The sequence below is a fragment of the Afipia dichlorophenoxyacetatis genome, from assembly GCF_055386385.1.
Window position 1 is genome coordinate 4,197,571 of the sequence record NZ_AP029250.1, and the last position, 24,955, is coordinate 4,222,525.

At 58.6% G+C, this 24,955-nt stretch carries 20 protein-coding genes; 8 read left to right on the forward strand and 12 right to left on the reverse strand.

Annotation, left to right across the window (positions count from 1 at the left end; translation table 11 throughout):
* Positions 1-51: 51 nt before the first annotated feature.
* Positions 52-2,745: a bifunctional acetate--CoA ligase family protein/GNAT family N-acetyltransferase gene (locus ACZ5C3_RS19625; protein ID WP_464032283.1), complete on the forward strand. Its 2,694-nt coding sequence runs from the start codon at positions 52-54 to the stop codon at positions 2,743-2,745.
* Positions 2,746-2,874: 129 nt separating this feature from the next.
* Here ACZ5C3_RS19625 and ACZ5C3_RS19630 read toward each other — a convergent pair whose 3' ends face one another.
* Positions 2,875-3,927, reverse strand: a complete 1,053-nt coding sequence (locus tag ACZ5C3_RS19630) for an alcohol dehydrogenase (protein ID WP_464032285.1) — start codon at positions 3,925-3,927, stop codon at positions 2,875-2,877.
* A 224-nt stretch (positions 3,928-4,151) separates the two neighbouring features.
* Between ACZ5C3_RS19630 and ACZ5C3_RS19635 the strand changes: the two genes are divergently transcribed.
* Positions 4,152-5,060, forward strand: a complete 909-nt coding sequence (locus tag ACZ5C3_RS19635) for a LysR family transcriptional regulator (RefSeq protein WP_464032287.1) — start codon at positions 4,152-4,154, stop codon at positions 5,058-5,060.
* Between the two features lie 13 nt (positions 5,061-5,073).
* Here ACZ5C3_RS19635 and ACZ5C3_RS19640 read toward each other — a convergent pair whose 3' ends face one another.
* On the reverse strand, positions 5,074-6,048 hold the full coding sequence (locus ACZ5C3_RS19640; RefSeq protein ID WP_464032289.1) for a FecR family protein: 975 nt from the start codon (positions 6,046-6,048) through the stop codon (positions 5,074-5,076).
* A 10-nt stretch (positions 6,049-6,058) separates the two neighbouring features.
* A complete protein-coding gene (locus ACZ5C3_RS19645; RefSeq protein WP_464038381.1) occupies positions 6,059-7,423 on the reverse strand; it encodes a tetratricopeptide repeat protein in 1,365 nt (454 codons plus the stop codon).
* Positions 7,424-7,909: 486 nt separating this feature from the next.
* Between ACZ5C3_RS19645 and ACZ5C3_RS19650 the strand changes: the two genes are divergently transcribed.
* From ACZ5C3_RS19650 to ACZ5C3_RS19660, 3 genes are read left to right on the forward strand one after another with little or no spacing between them, the layout of a single operon-like run.
* A complete protein-coding gene (locus tag ACZ5C3_RS19650) occupies positions 7,910-8,320 on the forward strand; it encodes a Zn-ribbon domain-containing OB-fold protein (protein ID WP_464032291.1) in 411 nt (136 codons plus the stop codon).
* 5 nt (positions 8,321-8,325) lie between these two features.
* Complete coding sequence (locus ACZ5C3_RS19655; protein WP_464032292.1) at positions 8,326-9,465, forward strand: thiolase C-terminal domain-containing protein; 1,140 nt, start codon at positions 8,326-8,328, stop codon at positions 9,463-9,465.
* A gap of 20 nt (positions 9,466-9,485) precedes the next feature.
* Complete coding sequence (locus ACZ5C3_RS19660) at positions 9,486-10,406, forward strand: SDR family NAD(P)-dependent oxidoreductase (protein ID WP_464032294.1); 921 nt, start codon at positions 9,486-9,488, stop codon at positions 10,404-10,406.
* A 33-nt stretch (positions 10,407-10,439) separates the two neighbouring features.
* On the opposite strand, the gene ACZ5C3_RS19665 is transcribed toward ACZ5C3_RS19660, so the two are convergent.
* Positions 10,440-11,234, reverse strand: coding sequence for a crotonase/enoyl-CoA hydratase family protein (locus ACZ5C3_RS19665; protein WP_464032296.1), 795 nt, complete (start codon positions 11,232-11,234; stop codon positions 10,440-10,442).
* Between the two features lie 192 nt (positions 11,235-11,426).
* On the opposite strand from ACZ5C3_RS19665, the gene ACZ5C3_RS19670 reads away from it, so the two are divergent.
* Both ACZ5C3_RS19670 and ACZ5C3_RS19675 read left to right on the forward strand, forming a co-directional pair.
* On the forward strand, positions 11,427-12,722 hold the full coding sequence (locus ACZ5C3_RS19670; RefSeq protein ID WP_464032297.1) for an O-acetylhomoserine aminocarboxypropyltransferase: 1,296 nt from the start codon (positions 11,427-11,429) through the stop codon (positions 12,720-12,722).
* Positions 12,723-12,725: 3 nt separating this feature from the next.
* The gene (locus ACZ5C3_RS19675; protein ID WP_464032299.1) at positions 12,726-13,520 is read left to right on the forward strand and encodes an alpha/beta fold hydrolase; all 795 of its coding nucleotides are present in this window, start codon (positions 12,726-12,728) and stop codon (positions 13,518-13,520) included.
* A 5-nt stretch (positions 13,521-13,525) separates the two neighbouring features.
* On the opposite strand, the gene ACZ5C3_RS19680 is transcribed toward ACZ5C3_RS19675, so the two are convergent.
* Positions 13,526-13,780: a DUF6894 family protein gene (locus ACZ5C3_RS19680; RefSeq protein WP_464032300.1), complete on the reverse strand. Its 255-nt coding sequence runs from the start codon at positions 13,778-13,780 to the stop codon at positions 13,526-13,528.
* 154 nt (positions 13,781-13,934) lie between these two features.
* Between ACZ5C3_RS19680 and ACZ5C3_RS19685 the strand changes: the two genes are divergently transcribed.
* Positions 13,935-14,693, forward strand: coding sequence for a sulfite exporter TauE/SafE family protein (locus ACZ5C3_RS19685; protein WP_464032302.1), 759 nt, complete (start codon positions 13,935-13,937; stop codon positions 14,691-14,693).
* Between the two features lie 11 nt (positions 14,694-14,704).
* Here ACZ5C3_RS19685 and ACZ5C3_RS19690 read toward each other — a convergent pair whose 3' ends face one another.
* From ACZ5C3_RS19690 to ACZ5C3_RS19720, 7 genes are all read right to left on the reverse strand, one after another.
* On the reverse strand, positions 14,705-15,544 hold the full coding sequence (locus ACZ5C3_RS19690) for an aldo/keto reductase (protein WP_464032304.1): 840 nt from the start codon (positions 15,542-15,544) through the stop codon (positions 14,705-14,707).
* A 28-nt stretch (positions 15,545-15,572) separates the two neighbouring features.
* Complete coding sequence (locus ACZ5C3_RS19695; RefSeq protein ID WP_464032306.1) at positions 15,573-16,661, reverse strand: lipocalin-like domain-containing protein; 1,089 nt, start codon at positions 16,659-16,661, stop codon at positions 15,573-15,575.
* Positions 16,651-19,110 carry an ABC transporter permease gene (locus ACZ5C3_RS19700; RefSeq protein ID WP_464032307.1) on the reverse strand — a complete coding sequence of 820 codons (2,460 nt, stop codon included), beginning with the start codon at positions 19,108-19,110 and terminating at the stop codon, positions 16,651-16,653. The genes ACZ5C3_RS19695 and ACZ5C3_RS19700 overlap by 11 nt, the downstream gene beginning before the upstream one ends.
* Positions 19,107-19,760: an ABC transporter ATP-binding protein gene (locus ACZ5C3_RS19705; protein WP_464032308.1), complete on the reverse strand. Its 654-nt coding sequence runs from the start codon at positions 19,758-19,760 to the stop codon at positions 19,107-19,109. Before ACZ5C3_RS19705 ends, ACZ5C3_RS19700 begins: the two co-directional genes overlap by 4 nt.
* 88 nt (positions 19,761-19,848) lie before the next feature.
* Positions 19,849-22,932 (reverse strand): MexW/MexI family multidrug efflux RND transporter permease subunit, encoded by a 3,084-nt coding sequence (locus ACZ5C3_RS19710; RefSeq protein WP_464044231.1) that lies wholly within the window; start codon positions 22,930-22,932, stop codon positions 19,849-19,851.
* A gap of 22 nt (positions 22,933-22,954) precedes the next feature.
* Complete coding sequence (locus ACZ5C3_RS19715) at positions 22,955-24,148, reverse strand: efflux RND transporter periplasmic adaptor subunit (protein WP_464032309.1); 1,194 nt, start codon at positions 24,146-24,148, stop codon at positions 22,955-22,957.
* Position 24,149: 1 nt separating this feature from the next.
* Positions 24,150-24,851 carry a TetR/AcrR family transcriptional regulator gene (locus ACZ5C3_RS19720; RefSeq protein WP_464032311.1) on the reverse strand — a complete coding sequence of 234 codons (702 nt, stop codon included), beginning with the start codon at positions 24,849-24,851 and terminating at the stop codon, positions 24,150-24,152.
* Positions 24,852-24,955 lie beyond the last annotated feature (104 nt).

The window sequence follows — 24,955 nt, forward strand, 5'->3', positions numbered from 1 at the left end:
TTTGCGATCCAAATGCGCTAGGCTTCTGGTAGCAATGCCGCTGGATCCCGCATGAGCACCTATCGCCTCGACCATCTGTTCGCGCCGCGCTCCATCGTGCTGATCGGAGGAAGCCCGAAATCCAATTCGGTCGGCGGCACCACGCTACGCAACCTCCGCGCTGGCGGGTTCAGCGGGCAGATCCATGTGATCAACCGGAAATATCCCGAGATCGAAGGCATCAAGACATTGCCGGACATTAAGGATGTGCCCGGAACACCGGACCTTGCGATCATCAGCGTTCCGCCGTCGTCTGTCGAAAGTGTTGTCAGAAAAGTCGGCGCGCGGGGCTGCCCGACCGCCATGATCCTGACCGCGGGACTGGGGCACGGCACGGGGTCCTCCACCGAATCCATCGCACAGACTGCGCGCGCGACGAGCTTGCGGCTGATCGGCCCCTCGCTCGGTATTCTCGTCCCCCGCATCAATCTCAACGCCAGTTTCGCTTCGCGCCTGCCGAAGGCGGGAGATCTCGCCCTGATCTCGCAATCGGGAGCGATATCAACCGCTCTGGTCGAATGGGCCATGAACCGAGACGTAGGATTTTCAGCCATCGCATCGATGACAGAAAATCTCGACGTCGATTTCAGCGATCTGCTGGATTATTTCGCGCTCGACACCGAAACGCGCGCCATTCTCCTCTATGTCGAATCCATCAGTGATGCGCGCAAGTTCATGTCGGCGGCAAGAGCCGCCGCCCGCGTCAAGCCGGTGGTCGTCATCAAATCCGGGCGGCACAAACAAGGCGCGCGCGCGGCGGCCACACACACCGGTGCACTCGCCGGGTCCGATGCGGTCTATGATGCCGCGTTCCGGCGTGCAGGTCTGGTGCGCGTGCTCGATATGGACGAACTATTCTCGGCTGCTGAAACGCTTGGACATATCCAATCATCCCATGGCCATCGGCTGGCCATTCTCAGCAATGGTGGCGGCCTTGGCGTTCTCGCCGTGGATAGGTTGATCGACCTTGGGGGTGAACTGGCGAGCATCTCGGAGGACGTCAAAAACGCTCTCGCAGAAATTCTTCCTGAACGATGGTCGAACGCCAATCCGGTCGATATCCTCGGTGATGCGGACGGAGAGCGTTACGCGCAGGCCTGCGAGCAGATTCTTGGCGATACCGCCAACAACGCGCTCCTGATCATGAACTCGCCGAACACCCTGGCGTCTCCAATTGAAAACGCGAAGTCCGTCGTGAATGCTGTGCTCAAGCACCGCAAGGAGACCTATTCCCGCAAGCCAGTATTTGCGGCCTGGATTGGTGATGATGGCGAAGCAGCGGCCGTGTTCGGCGCGGCTGGTATTCCTCACTTCTCCAGCGAAGCCGATGCTGTTCGCGGTTTCATGCACATCGTGCGTTACCGCGAAGGTTTGGATGTCGCCATGCAGACGCCACCCAGCCTGCCGGAAGACTTCGCACCTGACGTGATCGCGGGACGCGCCATTATCCGGGAAGCGCTGAGAGACAATCGGACCTGGCTAAGCCCGATCGAGATCACCGACCTGTTCGCGGCCTATGCCATCCCGATCGCATCCGCCATTCTGGCTCGCGACGCGCAGCAAGCTGTTCACGCGGCAGCGCCGCTCCTGGCGGAAGGCAAGACTGTTGTCGTAAAAATCAGCTCGCCCGATATTCCGACAAAGTCCGATGTTGGTGGCGTTCGGTTGAATCTCACCAGTGAGCGCGCCGTCCACGACGCGACCGCCGAAATCCTTGAGCGAGCACGCGCCATGAAGCCCGACGCTCGCATCGATGGCGTCACCGTCCATCCAATGATCCTGCGGCCTCGCGCTCGTGAGCTGATTGCAGGATTAGCCGATGACCCGACCTTCGGTCCGGTGGTGGTGTTCGGCCGCGGGGGCACCGCCGTCGAGGTCATCAACGACAAGGCACTTGCATTGCCGCCCCTCGATATGAACCTCGCGAAGGATCTGATTTCGCGGACCCGCGTGTCACGCATTCTCAAAAGCTACCGCGACGTCCCTGCCGCGAATGAGAACGCCGTCGCACTGCTGCTGGTCAAGCTGGCGCAGATGGCTTCTGATATCCCTGAGATCCGGGAGATGGATATCAACCCGCTGCTGGCCGACAGAGACGGTGTCATCGCTGCCGATGCCCGCGTTGTCATCGCACCACTAACCGAGTCCGTCCACGGATCGGGGCAATATCGTTTTTCGATCCGACCTTATCCCAAAGAATGGGAGCGGCATCAAACGCTCAAGGATGGCAGAAGGATTTTTGTGCGACCTGTTCGTCCCGAAGACGAGCATCTCTATCCTGAATTCTTTGAGCACGTCAGCCGCGAAGATGTTCGGTTGCGTTTCTTTTCCGCCATCAAGGAGCTGACTCATCCCTTCATCGCCCGCCTCACCCAACTTGATTATGCACGCGCAATGGCGTTCATTGCGATCGAGGAAACAACCGGAAAGATGCTTGGAGTAGTTCGCCTGCATACCGACGCGGATTTCGCGAGCGCCGAATATGCGGTTCTCGTGCGGTCAGACCTAAAGGGCTTGGGTCTCGGATGGATGCTGATGCAGATGATCATCGAGTACGCCCGTGTGGAAGGCGTCCGCACGATCCGCGGTCAGGTGCTGAACCACAACCACGCCATGCTCGACATGTGCAAAAAGCTCGGCTTTACCGTTGGCCCGGATCCACAGAACGGCGACGTCTCCCTCGTCGTTCTCCCCATCGTCAAATAAGTGTATAGACCTGTGCGGACCGTAGCGGAGATCCCATGTCGAGAATCATCATTTCAGCCGTGATTGCAGCAGCCCTCATTATTTGGGTCTATTTCGGCGTGTTTATGCACCAATAGCAGTTAGGTCCCATTACGGGACCAGCACCGCGCGCCCGACGAGCTTGCCCTGTTGCAAATCACGAAGCGACTCATCCGCCTGTGAGAGTGAACGACGCGTCACAGGGATCGGCGGAAGCTTCTTCTCGCGGACGAGATCAAGCAGTTCCTGCGTTTCTCGCAAATTTCCGACATAGCTGCCTTGGATCGTGACGGCCTTTATCGGGATCAGCGGCAAAGCCCAGGGAGCCCCACCACCGAACAGGCCAACAATGACAAGCTTGCCGCCCTTGGTGAGACAGTCGAATCCCAACGTCGCGGTCGCGGAATTACCGACAAGGTCAATTGCACCGCGAATGGGGCCACCGGCCTTTGCCATGATCTGTTGAAGGGCGTCAGGAGCTGCGCCATCCACAGTCGCCAACGCCCCCTCCTTCTCAGCGGCCGCGCGTTTGTTCGCATCGATATCGACCATGATGGCACCCTTGCCGCCCATCGCCTTCAGCAACGACAGTGCCATCAGGCCGAGACCACCGGCTCCGAAGATCACAATGGGCTGGTGGAAGTAAGCTTCGACCTTCTTGATCGCGCTGTAGGTCGTCACGCCCGAACAGGCATACGGTGCAGCCGTTACCGGATCGAGCCCCTTCAGATCGAGCAGATAACGTGAATGCGGCACCGTGATGTGGTCGGAATATCCGCCATCACAATAGACGCCGAGCGAACGCGGCTTGGTACACATATTCTCATCGCCAGCCTGGCAGACGTCGCACTTACCGCAACCAATCCACGGATAGATCAGCCGTACATCGCCGACGGACACACCACTCACCTCCGGGCCCCAAGCGACAACCTCGCCCACGGTCTCATGCCCCATGGTGAGCGGCAGATTCACGCCACGATCCTTGAGCGACAACGGCTTGCGGCCGTGCCCGAGATCGTAGCCGCCCTCCCAGATGTGTAGATCGCTGTGGCAGACGCCGGCGGCCTTTACTTTCAAAAGGACCTGCGAACCTGTCGGTTGCGGGGTCGCGATGTCGACCTCCTTCAACGGCCCCTTGAATTCGGTGACCTGAAAACTCCTCATCGCGTTTCTCCCTGATGTCTTCAGAATGTTTTTACGCAGCTCATTTGCAACAAGGCTGCGAATATCTGGTGGAATAGATGCGCGCAACGCTCCCACTGTCAATACGGGTGCGTCGAATGGCAGGCATCGACGGGACGTGAAACCTGACCGAAGATGCCGTATGGATGATCTAAGGATTGTCGCCGGCGCCAGCCCCCGCGGCAAAGGAAACTGAAAGCCGTGAGATGAGCGACCAATTTGACTGGAATCTTGTTAGATCGTTTTTGGCGATCACGCGTTCCGGCAGCATGACCGCAGCCGCGAAACGGTTGAAAGTCGACTATTCGACACTCAGCCGCCGCATAGCCGCGCTTGAAGCCTCCCTCGGGGCTCAGTTGTTTGATCGGCGGACAAGTGGTTCATCCCTCACCGAAGCCGGCGAACGCCTGCTGGAGATGGCCGAGCAGATGGATCAACTCGCCACATCGGTCGAACAATCCATCGGAACTGCAACGTTGCAGGCAACCGGCGCCGTACGGATCGGGACACCGGACGGCTTTGGCACGCGCTTTCTCGCCCCCCGCCTCGGCATTCTGTGCGACCGCCATCCCGACCTCACTGTTGAGCTGGTCGCGATGCCGCGCGAATATAATCTCTCGCGGCGCGAGGCAGACATTGCGGTGACGGTGACGCAGCCGAGCGAAGGCCGGCTCCATGCCCGCAAGCTGACAGACTACGAGCTGGGCCTCTATGCATCGCGCACTTATCTTGCCCATCATCCGGCGATCGACAGCACCGGCGATGTGCCGTCGCATCGCTTTATCTCGTACATCGAAGACCTAATCTTCTCGCCGGGGCTCGAATACACCCACTTCGTATCGCCAGACCTGCGTCCAGCGATCAAGAGCTCGAACCTTATCGCGCAGCTCAATTCCACCATTGCCGGCGCCGGGCTTTGCGTGCTGCCATGCTTCATCGCCAAGCACGAGCCGGAACTCGTCCGCGTTCTGCCGGGACGTTTCAAACTCATCAGATCATTTTGGCTGATGTTGCACAGCGATTTGCGAAATATCGCGCGCGTCCGCGTGACCGCGGACTTCATTGCCGAGCAGGCCGCAAAGGCACAGGCAGAGTTTCTGCCACCTGAATCGTGAGAATGAAACTCGGTCAGTGACCCACGTAGTTGTTTGTGTAGGTGTTCGTATAACCGTTGCTGTAATTATTCCCGTTGGTATTGCAACTGCCGCAGCCTGTTGGTGGTGGCTGTGTTGAAGGCGGCGGAGGCCGAACAACCTGCTGGGTCTGGTTGGCCTGCGATTTGTTCTTCGCGACCGCGTTGCCGCCGTCAAAGATTGAGAAATATCCGAGCGGATCGGTCCCCGGCGGTTTTGCCGGATCAGTCACAATCGTTCTGCCCAATCCAATACGTGCAGCCATTGCGTCGGTGGGCAGATCCTTGACGCCACCTGTCTGGCCCGGCCCGCTGGTCAGCGACGCCATGACCTGCTGAAGCAGGAAATCAGGTACGGGGAACGGCTCTGGAATTGGATCATTCGGCCCACTGACCCACGTCATATAGCCCGGCCTGACGATCGCCTGCCCTGCACCGTTCTTGATCGTAATCGTTCCGACGTGGCCGATGACAATTTCCCCATTGGCTTGCATCAGCTTCGGATCCGAGCCCGCAAATTCGGGCGGAATGGGATAGATGACGGTCGCAACACCACCGCGGATACCCAACGTTGCCACAGGCGTGTTGACGGTGACGCCCGCGGTATGACTAATCTGTCCGCCGACAAAGCGCATAATACCCTTGCTCACCGTGGCAACCATGTTTCCGGTGCCGGCCTTGGGATCATAGACGTATTCATCGATCACGATGTTGCTGTTTCGTCCGACATTTAGCGTGGAGGTGTCGGGAAACAGAATCTGCGTCGAGCCTTGCGCTGACGTCTGTACCCGTTCCTTGTAGATGATATTCGTTCCGATCGTCAGGGTTCGCGATGCCGCCCCCGGCGGCGTCCCTGTCGCCTCGATGTTGACGGCACCAACACGGCCGGAATCTTGCGCTTGAACCGGCGAGATCAACGCCCCAGCAACGCACAGGATCGTCGAGAACCAAATCTGCTTCTGAAGACTCATGCAGCTCTCCTCAGAATCGGGCCGTTGGCCCAAACATCACCGAGAAATTATCCAAGCGATAGTTCGGCAGCGTTGAATCGGTGCGATCGTATTGGATGGCGGTCGACAGACCGAAAGTCCTTGTCAGCGGCATATCGAACAATGCGCCGACTGACCAGGTGCCATCACGGCGGATCGTGAGAGGATCAATGAAAGGATTGGCCGCGTCGAAGCGCGTTTCGACATACCGGGCAAACGGCGCCACGCTCCAGTTTCGAGATATACTCTCAAACGGCGGCGCGAAGTCGAACGTCAGCGCAGCCTCGGCTCCCCACTGATCGAACGACTGAAACGCAAATGCAGACTCGCCGCGCCGATACAGGCCGCGCATGTCGAGCTTGATCTGCTGCGCGATCAACAGGCTGCCGGACATACCAACGGTGAACCAGTCACCCGAGTTGAAACCCGAAACCGGCGTCAGATCGCCATTTTTAAAATCGGCGCGGCGCCAGTCAAAATCCGGTCCAAACGAAAAGCGATTGTTGACCGGAAACTGCAGAGCCACGCCGGCGCCGACAGTCGAGAAATAGGATGAACCGCCGAGCCACGTGTTACCGCCCGTAACATACGGCTTGATGGTCGCTCCCGGAAAAAGTTCGGGAGCGAGCGCCAGTCGCGGCCCAAAACTGAGATCAAAGAAGCCGACATTCAAGTCAGATAAACGCGCCTGCTGCGTCAGGTAGCCGACCGCACGCGTCTCCAGAACGTCACCACGCTGATTTTGCAAATCATAGTCATGACTGACGCCGGCCAGGCCAAACCAGTTGACGTCGCTCTTCTGACGCGCTGTCGGAAGCAGTGCGAGATCGTTACCGCCAAGCCGAAGAACTCCGCCAGCCGGCGCAAAGCTCGCATTCGACTGCGACCGAATGCCGGTTTGTACGAATCCAGACAGCCTGCTCGGCTGAAGCTGCTTCTCCGTCTGCGGTAGGTAGGTCTCGATCCGTTCTTTCGTGACCGCATCGAGATCCGGACTGGCGAGAGCCTCGCGGAAATACCGCTGAGCCATCTCGTAAGAACCCAAACGAAAATAAAGCGCCCCCAATTCATACTTCACCCGCGTCAGTCGCGGATTGTAGAACAGCAAACGCTCGAGCGCGCCGATCGCCGCCTCATAATCGCTGCGCGCTGTCGCGACCCTTACGAACTCAAATGTCAGCTCGTGGTTTGCCGGATTTCGCACCATCTGTTGGAATAGCTGGTCCTGCTCCTGCGCGCTTTCGGCCTGCGCGGAATGATGCGCACCGAGAACGACTGCGAAAATTGCCAGGAAACCTGAACGGCAAATGAGCACCGCTCGACCGAAGAGCCGCCCCCGATGCGCAAAAATAAACATCAAGAAACATTCCAAACGCAGAAACTATCCGATCCAGAAACCATAAAATCTCCGCGTATTCAACGCCGTAAAGGCAAATTGCGTGACCGGATTGCTACAGATGTGGAGAAAGATAGCGTCGGATAAAACGACAAATTCAATAAGCCGAACGAGCCTCCATCATGGGTCGCCCGGATTTGTCGTTGCGAAGATGGACTAGGTTCAACTGGAAATGAATTTTGGCCACGGTCGGTAGGCTCCATTGCCGCGCGATCGCGGGGCATTCACTGGCGGCGAGCAGCCATACTGTGCGGCCCCATTGCAACACAGCAAACCTCCCGCAAGGACAAATATCGAGCCCTAAGGACTGCGGCTGTATCACTGCGGTACACCAGCGCCTTTTTCGCAACGCAGCCCTCGGCTTGCCCGCAAGGACGAATAATTGCATTGAGAAGATGCGCCGAAATAAGCAAAAAAGATCCAAGGCTTTCAGGGAGAAAACCGCACATGGCTGAACCCGCGCGTGCCCGCCCATTGCCCACGCCCGAAACCAAACACTTCTGGGACGGAACACAGGCCGGCGAACTGCGGCTTCAACGCTGCGACGATTGCTCCCACGTTTATTTTCCACCCCGTCCCTTCTGCCCGTCCTGTGCATCGCGCAAGGTCAGCATCTTCAACGCCAGCGGCAAGGCAACGCTCTACAGCTACGTCATTCATCATCGGCCCGCTCCTGGCTTCACGCCACCTTACGCCATCGCTGTGGTCGAACTCTCTGAGGGGCCACGCATGATGACCAACATCATCGACTGCCCGCAGACGCCAGAGGCTCTCGAGCTCGACATGAAGCTCGAGGTCGCGTTCGAGAGACTCGACGACAAGGTTACCCTCCCCGTGTTCCGCCCGGCGAAAGGGTAACGCTTATGCGCAGAAATCAAGTTGCCGTTGTTGGTGCGGCAGAGACCACAAAACTGGGCGTCATTCCTGATATGTCGCAGATCCAGCTGCACGCGGACGCCGCGCTGAATGCGCTGGCGGATGCCGGGCTGAAGCTGTCTGACATCGACGGCATTGCCACGGCTGTTGAGACCCCGCAGCAATTGGCCCACTATCTTGGCATTACGCCGACATGGGTGGATGGCACATCGGTCGGTGGCTGTTCGTTCATGCTGCACGTCCGCCACGCCGCCGCGGCCATCGAAGCCGGGCTTTGCAAAACCGTCTTGATCACCCACGCCGAGAGCGGCCGCTCGATGATTGGAAAGCCGCCTCGCCATGTGCCCGCCGACAGCCTGAATGGCCAGTTTGAGCAGCCCTTCGGCGCGTGGGGGCCGCCCAGCCTGTTTCCAATTCCCGTCCTTCGATACATGAAAACCTACGGCATCACCCATGAACAGATCGCGATGGTGTCCGTGGTGCAACGCGAGTGGGCGGCGAAAAATCCGCGCTCGACATACAAGGATCCGATCACCGTTGAGGATGTTCTTAATTCGAAGATGATCGCCTATCCGTTCCGGATCCTGCAGTGTTGCCTCGTGACCGACGGCGGCGGTGCATTGATCCTGACCAGCGCCGATCGCGCGAAGGACTTCCCGCAGAAGCCGGTCTACATTCTTGGCACCGGCGAGAGTGTCGAAACGCCGATGGTCAGCCAGATGGAGACATTTAACTCCTCACGGGCATTCAAGGTCGGGGGACCGACCGCGTTCCGTGAGGCCGGCATCGCGCACAAAGACGTCGATCATCTCATGATCTATGATGCCTTCGCTCATCTCCCATTGTTCGGCCTCGGTGATCTCGGGTTCATGCCGCACGAGGAAACCGGTAAATATATCGCAGATCGCAATACCGCCATCGGCGGCAAGCTGCCGATGAATACCAATGGCGGCGGGCTGAGCTATATGCACTCCGGCATGTACGGCATGTATGCACTTCAGGAGAGCGTGCGGCAGATGCGTGGTATCGCACCGGCCCAGGTGCCAGACGCAAAAATTTCCGTCTGCCATGGCGTCGGCGGCATGTTCGCCGCTTCGGGCACCATCATCTTTACCAATGAACGCTGAGACCAAAGGAAGTAAACGAGATGACAGATCAAAAGTCGCTGGATGGCAAAGTTGTCGTCGTCACTGGCGCGGGCCGCGGTATCGGGCGCGAAATCGCGATGCTCGCGGCAGCCGAAGGCGCGAAGGTCGTGGTCAATGATCCTGGCGTTGCCTCCGACGGATCGGGAACAAACGCGGCTCCTGCAGAAGAAGTGGTCGAGGAGATCCGCAAGCGTGGCGGCACAGCAGTCGCAAACTTCGAAACAGTGGCGGAAGCAATTCCCGCCAGCAAGATCATCAAGACCGCAATCGATTCATTCGGCCGCCTCGACGGTGTCGTGAACAATGCAGGCATCCTGCGTGATGCCATTTTCCACCGTATGAGCGTCGAGGCGTTCGAATCCGTCATTAAGGTGCATCTAATGGGTTCGTTCTACACGTCGCATGCGGCGGCGCGTATCTTCCGCGAGCAGCAGAGCGGCGCGTTCGTGCACTTCACGTCCACGTCCGGCCTCATCGGGAATTTCGGGCAGGCTAATTATTCAGCCGCGAAGCTAGGAATCGTTGGCCTGTCGAAGTCGATCGCTCTCGACATGAACCGCTTCAACGTTCGCTCCAACTGCGTATCGCCGTTCGCCTGGAGCCGTATGATCGGCACCATCCCGACCGAGACCGAAGAAGAGAAAGCCCGCGTCGCGCGCATGCAGCAGATGGGCCCAGAGAAGATCGCACCACTGGTAGTCTTCCTACTGAGCGATGCGGCGAAAGACGTCACCGGACAGATTTTCGCGGCCCGCATGAATGAAATCTTCCTGATGGGTCAGTCGCGCCCCTTACGGTCGATCCATCGCGCCGAGGGCTGGACCTGCCAGACGATCGCGGAGCACGGCATGCCCGCGCTGAAATCGTCGTTCTACAAGCTCGATCGCTCGGCGGACATCTTCGCGTGGGATCCGATCTAGCCCCTCACCGGGCGAGCTGATCGCACCTCGGACTCATTCATCCACGAACTTAGGTGCGCGCTTCTCGATATTGGCGCGCACCGCCTCGCGCTGGTTAGGCGATCCCAACACCTTCATCTGTTCCACGGATTCCGCCAGCAAGGCAGGACCAGGATCGACCGACAGGTTGTTCAGCATCCGCTTGATGGCGCGAATGGCATCCGGGCTCTTATTTGCGATCTCGCACGCAGCCTCCAGCGCAACAGCTCTCGGATCGTCGCAGATCCGCGTGGCGAGACCATAGGACATGGCCTCTTGCGCGGAGAATATCCGGCCGGTGAATGCCAGATCGCGAAGGATGTCGTCGCGAACGAGACGGCTGAGGATCGGCGTTCCGGCCATGTCAGGCACCAGGCCCCATTTTACTTCCATGATAGACATGCGCGCATCCGGTGCGAGAAAGCGCATATCCGCGCCAAGCGCCAGTTGAAACCCACCACCGAACGCAACGCCGTGAACAGCAGCAATCACCGGCACTGGAAGTTGACGCCAGCCCCAGACTGCCTGCTGTGAATGATTGGTCTGGCCATGGGTGCGTGCCGCGAGATCCCGCAGATCGCTTTTGCCTTCTCCCATGGCTGCAAAACGCCCCATATCCAGCCCCGCGCAAAATGCTTTTCCCTCGCCCGAGAGCACCACAGCGCGCAATCCCTTTTGGCTCTTGAGACGATCGGCGGTATCGACAAGCGCCTCGAACATTGCGGCATCGAGCGCATTCATTTTATCGGCGCGGACAAGGCGAACGTTGGCGACACCGTCCAACATCGAAACCGTGACACGATCGTTCATCGAAGAGCTCCCCTTGTCATTTTGATTACTGCTTTACACGCTAAAATCACCCTGCTCTAATCCACACATAAACAGAAGAAAATATCGAGCAACAACGTTCTTTCTCAAAAGATATCAGCCATGACCGCGCCGGGGGATTCGGCGCTCGTCGAAGGCCTCGCTTGAGAATGCAACGTGATGTGTGAGGAATAAATGGCCGCGCCGAAGCCCCCTGCGTTTGAAACACTGAGCCTCCATGCGGGCCAGCACCCCGACCCGGTAACCGGTTCCCGGGCTGTCCCCATTCACCAGACGACATCCTATGTCTTTCAGGACGCCGATCATGCGGCGGCGCTGTTCAATCTTGAGCGCACCGGCCACATCTATACGCGCATCTCGAATCCGACGATCGCGGTTCTTGAGGAGCGTCTCGCCGCACTGGAAGGTGGCGTTGGCGCGGTTTGCACCGCCAGCGGCATGGCGGCAATGCACCTTGCGATTGCGACACTGCTGGATGCCGGTGACCACATCGTCGCTTCGTCTTCGCTATATGGCGGCACGATCAATCTGTTGACCCACACGCTGCCGCGCTTCGGCATCACCACCACCTTCGTCAAGCCGCGCGACCTCGACGGCTTGCGCGCTGCCATCAAGCCGAACACCAAGCTCGTGATCGGTGAGACCATCGGCAATCCCGGTCTCGAAGTTCTCGATATTCCCGCGGTCGCCGATATCGCGCACAACGCAGGCATTCCACTTCTGATCGATAATACGTTTGCGACGCCCTATCTCGCGAAACCGATCGAGCTTGGTGCCGACATCGTCATGAACTCGATCACCAAGTGGATCGGCGGTCATGGCATTGCCATCGGCGGCGTCATCATCGATGGTGGCCGGTTTGATTGGGACAAGTCCGGCAAGTTTCCGACGCTGACAAAGCCCTATGCCGGATACCACGGCATCGTCTTCAGCGAGGAGTTCGGACCCGCTGCTTTTATTATGCGGGCACGTGCAGAAGGTCTCCGTGATTTCGGTGCATGTATCTCTCCGACCAACGCGTTCCAGATTCTGCAGGGCGTTGAGACGTTGCACGTTCGCATGCAGCGGCACATCGAAAATGCCAAGGCCGTGCTGGACTTCCTCGGATCGAACAAGGCCGTCGAGTGGGTGCTGCATCCCTCTCTCGAAAGCCATCCCGATCACGCCCTGGCGCAAAAGCTGCTGCCGCGAGGTGCCGGCTCGATCATCAGCTTCGGCATCAAGGGCGGCCGAAGCGCCGGACGAAGGTTTATCGAAGCACTGAAACTCGTGAGCCACGTTGCCAATGTCGGCGATGCCAAAACGCTCGTGATTCATCCGGCGAGCACCACTCATCAGCAGATGACCGCCGAACAACTTAAGACAGCCGGGATCGGTGAAGAGCTGATCCGGCTATCCATCGGAATCGAAGCCGCTGAGGATATCATCGGCGATCTCGGCCAGGCCCTCCGCTTCTCCCAGAAGGCGTAACCCATGCATTTGAATGTGAACGGAGCCGAGGTCTTCGCAGCCACGGGCGGAAAGACTTTCGATCCGAAATTGCCGCTGGTGATTTTCCTGCACGGTGCGGGCTTCGATCACTCCATGTGGGCGTCGTACAGCCGATGGTTTGCTCACCATGGCTACAGCGTGCTGGCTCCCGACCTTCCCGGGCATGGACGCTCCAAGGGGCAGCCGATTCCGACGATCGCGGGGATGGCGGACTGGGTCATCCGTTTGATGGAGAGCGCCAGAGCTCCCGACGCCAGGCTTGTCGGCCATTCCATGGGAGCACTGGTCGCGCTGGATGCTGCCGCTCGCTATCCTGAAAAGGTGAAAGGTATCGGCCTCATTGGCGTCGGCGCGGCCATGCCGGTCTCTGCAGACTTGCTCGCCGCGGCGCAGGCAAACGACCACGCGGCGATCGATATGGTCTCGATCTGGGGTTTTGGATTTGCCGCAGGTCTCGGTGGCTCACAGGCCCCCGGCCTTTGGATGATGAACGGCGGCCAGCGCGTCCTTGAACGAACCCCGCCGGGTGTGCTGTTCAGCGATCTCTCGGCCTGCAACGATTACAAGGCGGCGCTGGACGCTGCGGTGCGGATCAAGGTCCCTGCTACGCTCATTCTCGGCGAACGGGACATGATGACGCCGATGAAGTCCGGCAAGCAACTCGCTGCTGCGATTGCAGGCTCACAAGAGGTTATTTTGCGCGGGGCCGGACATATGCTGACCGACGAACGCCCTGACGATGTGCTGCTTGCTCTTGGGACGCATATCCCGAGATAGGTCTATCAGTGTCGGGATGGCGGTTCATCGAGAATGTCGAGTGCCTCGGTGAAGGGAAATTCGAGCACGATTTCGCCGTCGGCGTCGGTGACTTCAAGTATGGCTGACAGTAAGTCCGGCGTTTGCTCTTCATCGACGAGCAATTGCCGGATCGTTGCCCGTGCGACGCGCCATGCGTGATCAGGGTCCTGCAATTCCGCTCCCTCCGGGTCCGGAATCAATGTTTCGCCAATGCGCGTATGAAAGAAATATCTGGGCATGACCGGCATCTATAGCTGATTACCGTACAGTACAAGACCGTCCCCATCCTCGATTGGTCAAGCTGCAATATCGGAGGGGTGATCTGCACGAACCCGATTGATCTCGGAGTGCTTTTTAAGGCCTAACTGACCAACTGCCGCTGGAATCAATTTCGTGCCTGCTGTTTTCACTGATCCGTTGTTTTATTGCGCCGCCATTCCCGCCGTGATCCTTTTGGGGCTGGCCAAGGGCGGTTTTTCAGGCATTGGCACCGCGGCCACGCCGCTGGTTGCCCTCTACCTGCCGCCACTCGAAGCCGCAGCACTGTTGTTGCCGATTCTCATTACCCAGGACATCATTTCGGTTTACGTCTATCGGAAAGACTGGGATTCCTGGAATCTCAAAGTCATGCTGCCGGGCGCAGCGACCGGAATGGGCATCGGCTGGCTGCTGGCATCGCATTTGCCGGATTCGGCAGTGCGCATCCTCGTCGGCGCCATCGGCGTCGCGTTCATCATCAACAGTTGGCTCAAGCGCGCCAACGTTGATCCGCAAGAGAAAACCGCTGCAAGCGGATTTGTGTGGGGAAGCGTCTCCGGCTTCACATCGTTCATGACGCAGGGCGGCGCGCCTCCCTTCCAGATCCATGTGTTGCCGCAGCAATTGCCGAAGATGACGTTTGTCGGGACAGCGACGATCTTCTTCGCGATCGTCAACCTGATGAAGATCGTGCCCTACTTTATGCTCGGCCAGTTTTCATCGCAAAATCTGGCAACTTCGCTGGTTTTGCTGCCGCTGGCGATTCTCGCCAACTTTGCCGGCATCTGGCTGGTCAAGCATATGCCGACAAAGCTGTTTTATCAGATCTCCTACGTGCTCCTGCTGGCCGTGTCGCTTGGCTTGCTGTGGCAAGGCCTCACGGATCTCTTTTAAACGCAGCTCAACTAGAGCATCGGCAGGCTGCTCGGCTCCCGGCCGCGCGGAAACGCCTTGTCGATGACTTCGATATCCTGTTCGCTCAAATCGAGTTTGCCAGCACCCGCGTTGTCTGCCGCGTGAACTGCAGATGACGCCTTTGGAATTGTCAAAACGGACGGCTGGCGGGTCAAAAAGCTAAGCGCAATCTGCCGAGGAGTGGCGCCGTGCTTGTCGGCAATTTGCTGCAAGACTTTCCCCTTCGGTGACTGGGCGCTTGGAAAATCATCGTGCCCGAACGGTGAATACGCCACCACTGCGACGCCGTTTTCCTCACACCATGGAATGACGGAGTGTTCGATGGCCCGCTCATTGAGGTGATACAGCACTTGATTGCAGGCGATGCGCTCCTCACCCGCAACATCCAGCATCTCCTCAAGATCCGCTGCATCGAAATTGCTGACACCCCAGGACAGGATCTTTCCAGCTGCGACGAGATCCTCGAACGCCGCCACTGTCTCTTCCAGCGGATATTGTCCACGCCAATGCAGGAGGTAGCAGTCCAGACGATCCGTCTTGAGCCGCTTGAGCGAACGTTCACACGCCTGCATCGTGCCGCGCCGCGACGCATTGCTTGGCAACACCTTGGAAACCAGAAACACCTCGTCCCGCCGCTCGGATATCGCGTCTGCAATGACCAGCTCGGCATCGCCATACATCTCAGCGGTGTCGATATGCGCCATGCCGAGATCGAGCCCCTTGCGCAGCGCTCCAACTGCCGCCGAGCGATCTCCGTGGTCGAGATACCAGGTCCCCTGTCCAATCACGGAGGTCGTGTGTCCGGATTTTCCGAATGGCTTTTGCTTCATCCTTGGTATTCCTCACTCTAATTCTCGATTAATAGCCGGTCATTTCGAGATAGCCCATGCCGCTCTGGCTGCCTCTAAATGTGATGGGCCCTTCCCAATAGGAAAAACGCGTGCCCATCCAACTCTTGGCATTCAGCGGCATGCCCTCAATCTTCAGCCCACGATCCGCGAGAACGATGGCCCACGACGTCGGAAGCTTGCGGCCATCGATGTCCGTGAAACCAGTGGGTGTCATCGCAATCGAGCTCCCGGGAACAACTTCAGAGCGTCCGCCCTGATCAATCCAGTTGCCGGCGAAGTAATTGCCGCCGTCTTTTTGGCGAAGCCGAAACAGCATGACCTTCTCGCCGGTCTCCAAATGTAACGAAAACCAATCCCATCCCGTCTGATCGGATGCGAGCGGTTGGCTGCTCCATTCGCGGTCCATCCACGCCAGTCCTTCGACTTGAACCGTCTTATCATCGAGCGTGACAGAACCTCTGGCTTTGTAATATGGCTGGCTGAAGTAATAGGACGCCTGCCCACGTTCGGATTTCTTGCTGTAGCCGCCTTCCCCCTGCAGCACGAGCGGCTGATCCGCTTCGAGCTTCAGGGCGTAGCTGAAACTGTCTCCCGAAGCAGAGAGCTCGATCGGCGCAGCGGTTTGTGCGGAGAAACCGGCAGCCCCGCCCATTGTCCATGAATCAATCCACGCTCGAAATGAATTGGCTTTCGCCCCTGCCTGGCCTACACCACCGCGCGCAAAGCGCTCGGCGTAGCGATGCGTATGTGCGTTGGTGACGGCAGCATGTCCCATCCAGAGTTGCCGATTGTCCCAGCCGTCCTGCTCCGCTCCCGGAGACATGGCCTGCCGGAACAACGTCCACTGCGCCCCCCATGGCGTGCCGTTGGCTTCCTTTAAATTTGCCGTGAGATACCACCACTCGATGCGATAATCCGGATGCGGACCGAGATCGCGCGGAAACTCCAAAGCCTTGCCGGGCACGACCGCTGCAAACCCATCGCTCGCGCCACCCAACCCGGCGAAACCCTGCGCGCCGGCGAACTTGGTGGCGAACGGGACCAACAAGCTGCCACCCAGAAACGCACGTCGGTTGATGTGAAGGTCAGCGCTCATTGGTGAAAATCTTCACAAGCTCCGCTGGCTGCAACCGAGCCAGTCTGAGAATGGGCAAACACGTCGCTAACAGCGCGGCCAGCATAGCGATCCCGAGCAACTCCAGCAGTTGCACTGGAAATATATAGAGCGGCAGCCGCCAGCCGAAGGCCTTCACGTTCACCACCGCGACCAGACACCATGAAACGAGAATGCCCAACGGCAGCGCAAGCAGCCCGGTCAGGAATGCGACCGACATCGTCTTCAGCAATTCAATGGCTGCAAGCCGTCGTCGGGTGATGCCGAGCGCCCACAGCGGCGCCAGTTGCGGCAATCGGCTGTTGCTCAATGTCAGCAGGCTCGTCAACAATGCAATGCCAGCCACACCAAGTGTAAACGCATTCAGCGCCGAGGTGACAGCGAAGGTGCGATTGAAAATCCTTATCGAATCCGCCTTCAGTGTCGCCTGATCGATCAAACGTGTTGTATCGAGGCCGAACTTGCCGCGAAGCGCATTCACCAGTTCATCCACCTTGGCTGGCGTGACACGCAGGCCGAAGCGCGTATGCGTAACGGCTGGCCAGTGCGCTGCCAGTCTATCGATGTCGACGCCGATCTGGCCTCTTGGATTTCCATAGTCAGCATAGATGCCGACAACCTGCACAGACCAGGGACCCGTCGCGGTCGGGAGACGAACCCTGTCCCCGAGCTTGAGATTCAAGCGTCGCGCCAACTGCTCACTGAACATCGCGCTGTCGGTTTGAAAAATTTTATCCCAAACATCGGGCAAGGATTCCAGCAGAGGCCAGCTTTCCCGATATGTGGCGTGATTGGCGAAGCTCAGAACCTCAACAGGAAGACCATCGAGCGTCACATCCGTTCGCCACGCCGGCAGGATGGCATTCACCTCAGGCCGTTGCCGCAACCACGAGACGATGTCCTCACCCTGCTTGTCGCTAGTTGCATTGATGTAAACTTCCGCTCCCAAGCGGGTATCCAACCAATTTGTAAATGTCCGGCTAAAGCTTTGCACCATGGTGCCAACGCCGACGTTCACCGCAAGTGCAAGCAACAGTGCCATCAGCGCTAGCGAAAGACCGGGAAGCTGTTGCCTTCCGTCCGCCCAGAACCATTTCGCCAACGGCCGACCGCTTCGATGTTGGCCGAGCCACAGAATGGCACCCAAAATCACAGGCAAGATCAAGGCAGCCGCGAGCAGCAACGCCGCCAAAACGAGAAAGCCTGCGATGAGCGAGTCGCCCCAGTATAAGACGCCCGCCGCGACAAGCGCTATCACACCCGCAATGACGCCTTGGCGCATGAGCCAATGCTGCTGTGCCTGTTGCCATGCGTAAGGTTGCGCTGCTGCAAGGATGGGCAACCGATAGACCCGATAAAGGCCAGTTGCCGCTGCAAACAACGCGCCAAGAATGCTCATGCCGAGCCCCGACAGCCACCATTCAGGTTTGAGCGATAGCTCCCCCGGGATTTGTGCGCCGTAAAGCCCGCGCAAGCTTGCGGCAACGTCAGGCAGCAAAAACGCGGCGACGACATAACCGCAGATCAGCCCGATAAAACCCGAGGCAATGGCAAAGCACACCAGTTCAAGGACCAGAACGCCCGTGAGCGTGCGAGCGGACACGCCGCAAGCGCGCAACGTCCTGAGCGTCGGCAATCGTTGTTCGAGTGCAAGGCCGACGGCGGAGTGAACAATGAAAAGCCCGACAAAAAACGACAGCAGCCCAAACGCAGTCAGGTTGAGGTGAAAGCTACTGGTCAGTTGTTCGAGATCGCTTGGTGCCCCTGCCTCCACCAGCCGCAATTGGTCACCGACGACGTTTTCGAGTGGCGGTGTTGTGCCGGCTTGCTTGTCGACCAGCAGCCGCGAGATTTGTCCTGGCATTTTGAGGACGCGTTGCGCGACGCCAATATCGACCACCAGAACGCCGGGCGCGAGATTGTGCTGCAAACTCAGCGGCGGCAGCGGCGTAATCCCGTCGATCAGCGGCACGTCGCCGTCGCGCTGTTTCAGGTCTGCCAAGGTCTCCGGCGCCACCAGCGTTTGCCCGGGCGTGAAGAATTTCTGCAGATCGGCTTTCCCGATGTCAGGTGCAGACCCCGCTCCAGGCGGCAATGTGATCGGCTCGACGCCAATCAATCGATACGCGCGCCCTCCGATCAACACCCGGCCTTCAACGACCGGTGACACCAGCCAGTTAGCGCGGCGCAGATCAACGAATAGCTGTTGCGAAAACGACGGACCATCGCGACTGACCAGCATTGCCGTCTTGCCGCCGCCGAATGTCGCGGCGGCACGATCGTAACTGTTACGGGCCTGCTGATTGAGTGCCTGGACGCCGCTCCACAGCGCCGTTGCGGAGATCAAACCGATCAGCAAGGTCGCAAGCTGCATCCGGTGCCGCTTCCAGTGGCTCAGGAGAGTCACAAGAATCCAGACCGGATGCATCATGTGATCCGCCCCGCGCTCAAGTGCACCTGACGATCCAGCTTGCCGGCAAGCCGAGCGCTGTGCGTCACCATCAAAAACCCGCACCCGGTGCGCGCCACCAGATCGCGCGCGAGCGCGAGAACATCATCGGCGGTGGCCTCATCGAGATTTCCGGTCGGCTCATCGGCGAGCAGCACCAGCGGCTTGATGGCCAGGGCACGGCCGATCGCGACACGCTGCTGCTGACCACCGGATAATTGTTCAGGATAACGATCGAGTAGCGCACTTAGGCCAAGGCGCTCGACCAGTTCGGCCTGCCACTTGGCATCGTGCCGGCCGGCGATCCTCGCCTGAAAAGCGAGATTATCGCCAACCTGCAAGCTGGGAATGAGATTGAATTGCTGGAACACCAGCCCCAGCCGATCGCGTCGCATCGCCGCCCGATCGCTATCGGACAGGCCGGACACCAGCACGCCGTCAAGCCAGACCTCGCCCTCGTCGGCACGATCCAGGCCTGCGATCAGATGGAGCAGCGTACTTTTGCCACTGCCGGATTCGCCGGTGAGCGCAACGCTTTCGCCAGCCGCAAGCGAAAAATCAACGCCCCGCAGAACCGCAATCTGCTCTTCTGAGGTGCGATAGGATTTACGGAGGTTGCGAACGGTCAGCATGCATCCGCCAGCATATACGTTCGCTGCGAATGGGTAAAATGGACGACACCATCTGCTCCCTCCCACAGCGGGAGGGAGCAGATTGAAGTTACGTCAAGCTCAGTTCGTATTTCTCGATGTCCTTGGCGCGTTCGGATTCGGCAGCCGCCCTGTGGTCGGTTGCGAGCGTGGTATAAACCGCCGGCAACACGAACAGGGTGAACAGCGTGCCGATCGACATGCCGGCCACGACGACGATGCCGATGGAGAACCGGCTCGCCGCGCCTGCACCGCTCGCTGTGAGCAACGGCAACAGACCCGCGACCATCGCAGCGGTCGTCATCAGAATCGGACGCAACCGGACGCGGGCAGCCATCTCGATGGCCGAGCGCCGGTCGAGCCCTTCCTTTAACTGAAGTTCATTGGCGAACTCCACCATCAGGATGCCGTGCTTACTGATCAGGCCGATCAGCGTCACGAGACCCACCTGCGTATAGATGTTGATCGTCGCCAGCCCGAAGAACAGCGGAATCAACGCACCACTGATTGCCATCGGCACGCTGATCAGGATCACGAGCGGATCACGCAAGCTTTCAAATTGCGCGGCCAGCACGAGATAGATGATGATCAACGCAAAGATGAACGTAACGGTCAGCTGATTTCCTTCCTGCACATACTGGCGGGAGTCCGCCAGATAATCGTGCGTGAAGCCGGCCGGCAGTTGCTTGGCTTGGCTTTCAAGGAATTCCACCGCCTTGCCGACCGTGACGCCCGGCATCGGCACCGCCTGGAATGTCGCCGAGTTCAACTGGTTGAAGTGCGTCAGTGCGTTCGGGTTGGTCATCGTCTCGACCGACACGACCGTCGACAACGGCACCTGGCGACCGCCATTCGTTGGAACATAATATTTTCCAAGCGCCTCCGGCGACAGGCGCAGTTCACGCGGAACTTGCGGAATGACCTGATACGACCGTCCTTCGAGATTGAACCGATTGACGTAGTTGCCGCCGAGCAAGGTCGAGAGCGTATTGCCGACCGCCGCCATGTTGATGCCGAGATCATTGGCCTTCGACCTGTCGACGGTCACGCGGACCACCGGCTGGTTGAACTGAAGGTCGCTGTCCGCAACGATGAACAGGCCACTTTCGCGCGCAGCCTTTTTCAGCTTCTCCATTTCCTCAAAGACCGACTGGAAGCCGTTCGTGCTACTGATGACCATCTGCACAGGCAAGCCACCCGGCCCGCCTGGAAGCGGCGGCAGGTTGAAGGCGAACGCATTGACACCCTCCACCTTGCTCAGTCCGCCCTGCACAAGTGGCTTCAGAGCCAGTGACGATCGCTTGCGCTCATCCCATGGCTTCAGGATCATGCCGGCGATGCCGTTGGCGGGGCCGTTCGTGCCATTGATGATGAAGCGCAGGTCCGTTTCCGGGAATCCAGCAAACACCTTGTCGAGCTTTTCACCATAGTGATCGCTGTAGTCGATATTGGCGGATTGCGGTGCCTTCGTCACGGCGAACAGAATGCCTTGATCCTCTTCAGGCGCGAGTTCCTTGCTCGTATTCATGTACATGAAAGCGACGAGCCCAAGGATCGTGACCGCAAACAATGATGTGATCGGACGATAGTCCAGCGAGCGATCTAGTTTGCGTCCATACCAGTGCGTCACCCTGGTGAACACACGGTCCACGAGTTGGGCGAAGCGACCGTGATTACCTCCTCCCTTTAACAAGACGGAGCACATCATCGGCGAGAGCGTCAGCGCGATCACGCCTGATACGATCACCGAGCCGGCCAGCGTGAAGGCGAATTCGCGGAATAGCGCACCCGTCAGACCACCCAGGAACCCGATTGGCGCATACACCGCTGCCAGCGTGATGGTCATCGAAATGACCGGACCTACAATTTCGCGCGCCCCGATCAACGAGGCTTCGACGGGAGATTTGCCCTCCTCAAGATGGCGGTGAATATTCTCCACCACCACGATGGCGTCGTCCACCACAAGGCCGATGGCAAGCACCATCGCGAGCAGCGTGAGCAGGTTGAGCGTGAATCCCATCGCAAGCATCAGGATGCAGGCGCCGACCAGCGACAGCGGGATCGTGACTACCGGAATGATGACCGAACGGAACGACGCCAGGAACAAGAAGATCACGACAACGACGATAAGCACTGCTTCGATCAGGGTGTCGCGGACTTCGTCGATCGACGACTGAATGAACTTGGTGGAGTCGTAAGCCACCGTCATTTTCATCGAAGGCGGCAGGTTGCGCTCGATTTCAGGGAACAGCGCGCGTACCCCCTTCACGATGTTGAGCGGGTTGCCTTGCGGTGTCGACTGAACGCCGATGAAGATGGCGTGCTGGCCACTCAGTGACACGCTCGAATCCGTGCTCTGGGCGCCCAGTTCGACGACGGCAATATCCTCAAGCCTGACGAAACCACCGTCCTTGGCCTTCACCGTCATCTTCTTGAACTGATCGATGTTGGTGAGGTCGGTGTTGGTCGTCACGTTCGAGACGATGAAGTACCCCTTCGACTGACCAGCTGCGGCCTGAAAGTTGTTGGCCTGAATCGCTGCCTGCACATCAGCGGGCGATACGTTCCGGCCAGCCATGCGCGCAGGATCAAGCCAGATACGTGTGGCGAGTGTCTGCGCGCCGAGAATGTCGGCGGACGCAACGCCATCCACGGTGGACATAATCGGCTGGATCACGCGCGCCAGATAGTCGGAAATCTGCGGACCGCCGAGTTCATCGCTCGAGAAGCCGAGATACATCACCGCCGTGGTCTGGCCGGTCGATTTGGTGATGACCGGATCGAAAGCCTCCTTCGGGATCAGATACCGTACCGAATTGACCTTCGACATGACTTCCGTCAGCGCGAAGTCAGGCTCGACGTTCAGCTTGATATAGACCGAGATCGTGCTGGTGCCTTGCACCGAGGACGACGTCATGTAGTCGACGCCCTCAGCCGAGGCGACGGCCTGCTCGATCGGCTGCGTGATGAAGCCCTGCATCAGATCCGGCGACGCACCCGGATATGACGTCGTCACTGTAATCACGGTGTTCGACAATTTCGGGTATTGCCGAATGCCCAGACTGGTCACGGCCTTAAGGCCGATCAGCAAAATCAAAAGACTGACGACAACCGACAGCACCGGCCGCTTAATAAAGATATCAGTGAAAGCCATCTGGCTACACTCCGGTACGAGTTCAGTTGCGCGGCGGCTGAGCAGGGATTGCCGGCGGCGGATCATCCGAGATCGCAACCGGCGATCCCGACTGGAGCTTCAACTGCCCCACGGCGATCACACGATCACCCGGCTTCACGCCAGAGGTGATCACCACGCGTCCTTGAATACGCGAACCTGTCTTCACAAAAGTGCGATCCGCCGTCAGGTTGGTCTTGCCGTCTTCCGTCTTGTGCTCCTTAACGAGCCAGACGGAATCTCCATAAAGCGTGTAATCCACGGAAGTTTCCGGCACCGTCACCACGGCAGGCTTCGCCGGCAACTCAACGGTCGTCGTTGCGAACATGCCCGGCTTCAGAATGTGATCCGGATTTTCGAACGTTGCCTGAATGCGGACGTTGCGTGTATCGGCGCTGATCTGAGGCTCGATCGTGGTGATCTTTCCTTCGAATGTCCGTCCCGGATAAGCGTCGACCACAATGCGGACCGACTGTCCGACATTGAGAACTGAACGCTCCTTTTCCGTCGCCGTGAAGTTCAGATAGAGGCGCGACAAATCGGTCAGCGAAACAATCTGGGTGCCGGCACTGAGATACTGGCCGAGTTCAACGCGACGCACGCCGAGTTCGCCATCGAACGGCGCCAGAATGCGCTTTTGTGAGATGATCGCTTCGGTTCTCGACACCGACGCACTGGCTTGATCGAACGCGGCCTGCGCCTGGTCGACAGTCGCCTGCGTACCAGCCTGCTTCGCAACCAGCGCCTTAGCGCGATCGAGCGCAAGCGAAGCAGCAAGGGTCTGCGCCTTGAAGCTTGCAAGATCGCTCTGGTCGGGCGCGTCGAAGATCTGGATCAGCGGATCGCCCTTCTTCATGGAAGTACCGGGCGTGAACAGGATTTCAGTGACGCGGCCACTGACGTCCGTTGTCACGTCCACTTGATGAACAGCGGCAAGATCACCGACGCCGGTCAAGAGGTTCGGCAGCACTTCCGACTTCGCTTCAGCGACGCTGACGGATGTTGGCGGCGGCTTATTGTTCTTGAAGAACTGCGCAATCATGTGATTGCGGAATGCGTTGAAGCCGACGATCGCGCCGACGAGCAAAAGAAGCGCGGCGCCGACGATCATGAACCAGCGCGTCATGCGTACCGGCTTGGTACGCGACGTATCGCCAAGCGGCGGCATCTGTTGCGACGGTGAGGTTTTGGCGTCCATGTCATGCACTTTCCGAAAAACGAACCGACGCATGCGATGACGACGGTCCAGAATCTAAATATTTGGCGATAGCCGCTTCAGTCAGTCCGATTCCCCGAAGAATGAACTGGCAAATCTGTCGTTCGATGTCTGACGCATTGAGATACGCCAGTGAAGGTGTCGCTGGAAGCCGTGTGAGAGCAACCATGTGAACAACCTGATGAGCGAACCAGAAGAGATTGAGTGGTTCGATGTTGACGGGAACCGCGTCCCCAGCCGCAATGGCTTGCTCCAGCGACGCTTTGAAAAACGGACCGATCAGGTCGCCGATTTTTTCGTGGACCAAACGCGCGAACTCGCCATCCCCCAATTGGCTCGAAATCATCAACCGCATTCGCTGCGCGTCTTCCTCATCCGGCGCTTCGCTGGCCCGCATGAAATGCGCGACCATCTCGCGAATCAGGATCGCCAGCGTGGAGGTTGAAGGCTCCAGCTCAAGCAATTGATGCAGCTCTGGATCGGCCTCGCACTCTTCCGCGAGAATCTCCGCATACAGCGCCGCCTTCGTCGGGAAATGCTTGAAGAGCAATCCCTCCGATATTGAAGCTGCAACAGCGATGCTCTTCGTCGTTGTGCCGGCATAGCCGTAGCGCGCGAAACAGCGCTTGGCCGCGTCCAAAATCTGCTCGCGGCGTAAATCGCCGGTCAGTCTCAGGGTGCTCATGGCGTGAGTAAGCACTCACTTTGGGTCAAGTCAATTACCTCGTGCACCGCAACATCAGATTTCGAACCCCGAACCGCTCTTTAGGAAGCCGGTGTAGCGCTCGG

Excerpts from the sequence above, each read along its gene's own strand:
- ACZ5C3_RS19690 (WP_464032304.1), bottom strand. The coding sequence starts at position 15,544 with ATGAAGCAAAAGCCATTCGGAAAATCCGGACACACGACCTCCGTGATT.
- ACZ5C3_RS19700 (WP_464032307.1), bottom strand. The coding sequence starts at position 19,110 with ATGATGCATCCGGTCTGGATTCTTGTGACTCTCCTGAGCCACTGGAAG.
- ACZ5C3_RS19650 (WP_464032291.1), top strand. The coding sequence starts at position 7,910 with ATGGCTGAACCCGCGCGTGCCCGCCCATTGCCCACGCCCGAAACCAAA.
- ACZ5C3_RS19710 (WP_464044231.1), bottom strand. The coding sequence starts at position 22,932 with ATGGCTTTCACTGATATCTTTATTAAGCGGCCGGTGCTGTCGGTTGTC.
- ACZ5C3_RS19630 (WP_464032285.1), bottom strand. The coding sequence starts at position 3,927 with ATGAGGAGTTTTCAGGTCACCGAATTCAAGGGGCCGTTGAAGGAGGTC.
- ACZ5C3_RS19635 (WP_464032287.1), top strand. The coding sequence starts at position 4,152 with ATGAGCGACCAATTTGACTGGAATCTTGTTAGATCGTTTTTGGCGATC.
- ACZ5C3_RS19675 (WP_464032299.1), top strand. The coding sequence starts at position 12,726 with ATGCATTTGAATGTGAACGGAGCCGAGGTCTTCGCAGCCACGGGCGGA.
- ACZ5C3_RS19665 (WP_464032296.1), bottom strand. The coding sequence starts at position 11,234 with ATGAACGATCGTGTCACGGTTTCGATGTTGGACGGTGTCGCCAACGTT.
- ACZ5C3_RS19645 (WP_464038381.1), bottom strand. The coding sequence starts at position 7,423 with ATGTTTATTTTTGCGCATCGGGGGCGGCTCTTCGGTCGAGCGGTGCTC.
- ACZ5C3_RS19655 (WP_464032292.1), top strand. The coding sequence starts at position 8,326 with ATGCGCAGAAATCAAGTTGCCGTTGTTGGTGCGGCAGAGACCACAAAA.
- ACZ5C3_RS19670 (WP_464032297.1), top strand. The coding sequence starts at position 11,427 with ATGGCCGCGCCGAAGCCCCCTGCGTTTGAAACACTGAGCCTCCATGCG.
- ACZ5C3_RS19705 (WP_464032308.1), bottom strand. The coding sequence starts at position 19,760 with ATGCTGACCGTTCGCAACCTCCGTAAATCCTATCGCACCTCAGAAGAG.
- ACZ5C3_RS19640 (WP_464032289.1), bottom strand. The coding sequence starts at position 6,048 with ATGAGTCTTCAGAAGCAGATTTGGTTCTCGACGATCCTGTGCGTTGCT.
- ACZ5C3_RS19625 (WP_464032283.1), top strand. The coding sequence starts at position 52 with ATGAGCACCTATCGCCTCGACCATCTGTTCGCGCCGCGCTCCATCGTG.
- ACZ5C3_RS19660 (WP_464032294.1), top strand. The coding sequence starts at position 9,486 with ATGACAGATCAAAAGTCGCTGGATGGCAAAGTTGTCGTCGTCACTGGC.
- ACZ5C3_RS19720 (WP_464032311.1), bottom strand. The coding sequence starts at position 24,851 with ATGAGCACCCTGAGACTGACCGGCGATTTACGCCGCGAGCAGATTTTG.
- ACZ5C3_RS19680 (WP_464032300.1), bottom strand. The coding sequence starts at position 13,780 with ATGCCCAGATATTTCTTTCATACGCGCATTGGCGAAACATTGATTCCG.
- ACZ5C3_RS19715 (WP_464032309.1), bottom strand. The coding sequence starts at position 24,148 with ATGGACGCCAAAACCTCACCGTCGCAACAGATGCCGCCGCTTGGCGAT.
- ACZ5C3_RS19695 (WP_464032306.1), bottom strand. The coding sequence starts at position 16,661 with ATGAGCGCTGACCTTCACATCAACCGACGTGCGTTTCTGGGTGGCAGC.